The sequence below is a fragment of the Brachybacterium sp. AOP3-A1-3 genome (genome assembly GCF_052378285.1).
Classification (GTDB): domain Bacteria; phylum Actinomycetota; class Actinomycetes; order Actinomycetales; family Dermabacteraceae; genus Brachybacterium.
This window is the reverse complement of record NZ_JBQSXM010000048.1, coordinates 1-1,712: the sequence shown is the minus strand read 5'-3', so window position 1 is coordinate 1,712 and position 1,712 is coordinate 1. Positions and strand designations below refer to the sequence as shown.

Sequence of the window (1,712 nt, the reverse complement as noted above, 5' to 3'; positions counted from 1 at the left end):
ATGTCGCGGGTGACATGCCGTGCGATGCGGTCCACACGTCGCCGTGAGGCGCCGTCAGCACCCTCGAACACCATCACCACCGTCCGCGGCTGCACAGAGTGCACCGCGCCAGTGACCTCCCGGCGTATGCGTGCCACTTCTGCTCTGCGTGAGCGGAAACCGAGCATTCCTCTGATCCGGTATGCGGCCAACACCATCCGCAGGTCCTCGACCGTGGGCATATCGGAGGCCAGCGGGACGAGGTCCAGAACGGCCGCGTCATCGCCAATACGGACTGGCAAACTCATGTCAGACATCGCGCCAACTGATCGGGGCTTTCGAGCGCTCTGTCCAGCCGAGGCGTGAAGCGTCAGCTGCAGCGAGAAGCACGCCGCCCACGCTTGCGTGCCCATCTACGTCCATCGTTGAGGCTCCCGTCGAGATATTCGGGCCTTCGTGTGCACTGCCGCTCGGCGACGCGCGACGAGGACCGCCCGTCACCAATTCGCTTCGCACCGCGGCGGCTACGCGTGAACGTGACCCGGCTCGTGCTGGTGGTTGTCGAGTTCGGCACGGACCTGCTCCATGTCCAGCCCTCGCACCTGAGCGATGAGGTCCGCCAACGCCGGCTTCGGCAGTGCGCCAGCCTGGAAGAACACCCTGATCGAGTCGCGGTAGACCGCCACGGTAGGCAATGCACGGATGCCGATCTCCGACGACAGCTGAGCCGCAGCCTCTGTATCGACCTTGCCGAACACAATGTCTGGGTGCTCTTCGGAGGCGGCCTCATACACCGGGGCAAACGCTCGGCACGCACCACACCAGGTCGCCCAGAAGTCGAGGATCACGATCCCATCGCGGCCCGTGACCTCCTGAAAGTTCTCGTCTGTTACGTCTATCGTTGCCATCTCTGGTCCTCTCTTAAGCAACTGTATTGGACTCCATGGTCCCGTTACATAGTCCTCGATCGCGCGGGACTGCGCAAGGTCGCGGCGACCTGTGAGCGGCGTAGTGAGGCCGTCAGCAGCGGGGCGGAGATGCGAATCGACACGTTGGTAAACGCGTTCGCCGGATTCTCCGTCCGAGACCAGGCGTGACGGACTCGCGAGGCGGGCCTCGGTAGCGTTCGGCTTTGAGGCCCGCGAAGGTTCCCGGCGTCGTCAACGTCGCCACCCGCGGGCGGCTGATTACGTGCTGCGGTCGGACCCGATCGTTGTGACGGTCATTCACCACCGGGGGGTATCACCGGATGAGTGTGCTCTTGCTCCAGAGGATCGAGTTCCATGTCGGCGGCGTTCGAGACGGCCTCGACGCCGGCACCCGAGCGACGACTCTCGTTGAGTGCCTGGATGATGCGAGCAAGCGCTGGTTCAGAAAGCGTGCCGGTATGGCTGAAGACTCGTGCGCCGTCTCGGTACCCCAGCAGGCCGGGACGGCGGCCACGCGTGCGACATGCGCAGCCTGGAGCTCGGTAGTGATGTCGACTCGTGCGTGTAGAACGTGTGACTGTTCGACGGATGACCTCTCGTAGATCGCACCGAAGGCGCGGCAGGGAGAGCACCAGCTCGCCCAGAAGTCGACGACGACGAGTTCGGTCGTCGCGACCACGCTTCCGAAACTCTGATCAGTCAAAGCAACCACGGTCATGGGTTGGTGCTCCTGTCAATTTCGACGCGACGGTCTTGGAGGGGCAAGGGCGTGGCGGCGACCCCTAGTAGCTGCGTGGCGACCCC

Annotated in this window: 3 protein-coding genes; all 3 read right to left on the bottom strand. The window is 64.2% G+C overall.

Annotated elements, in window-relative coordinates; all coding sequences use genetic code 11:
- On the bottom strand, positions 1 to 296 hold a 296-nt coding region (locus tag ACT3T5_RS19510; RefSeq protein WP_444595321.1), incomplete at its 3' end, for a hypothetical protein.
- A gap of 207 nt (positions 297 to 503) precedes the next feature.
- Positions 504 to 887 (bottom strand): thioredoxin family protein, encoded by a 384-nt coding sequence (locus tag ACT3T5_RS19505; protein WP_135010944.1) that lies wholly within the window; start codon positions 885 to 887, stop codon positions 504 to 506.
- A gap of 334 nt (positions 888 to 1,221) precedes the next feature.
- Complete coding sequence (locus ACT3T5_RS19500; RefSeq protein ID WP_406708284.1) at positions 1,222 to 1,626, bottom strand: thioredoxin family protein; 405 nt, start codon at positions 1,624 to 1,626, stop codon at positions 1,222 to 1,224.
- Between the last annotated feature and the right edge of the window lie 86 nt (positions 1,627 to 1,712).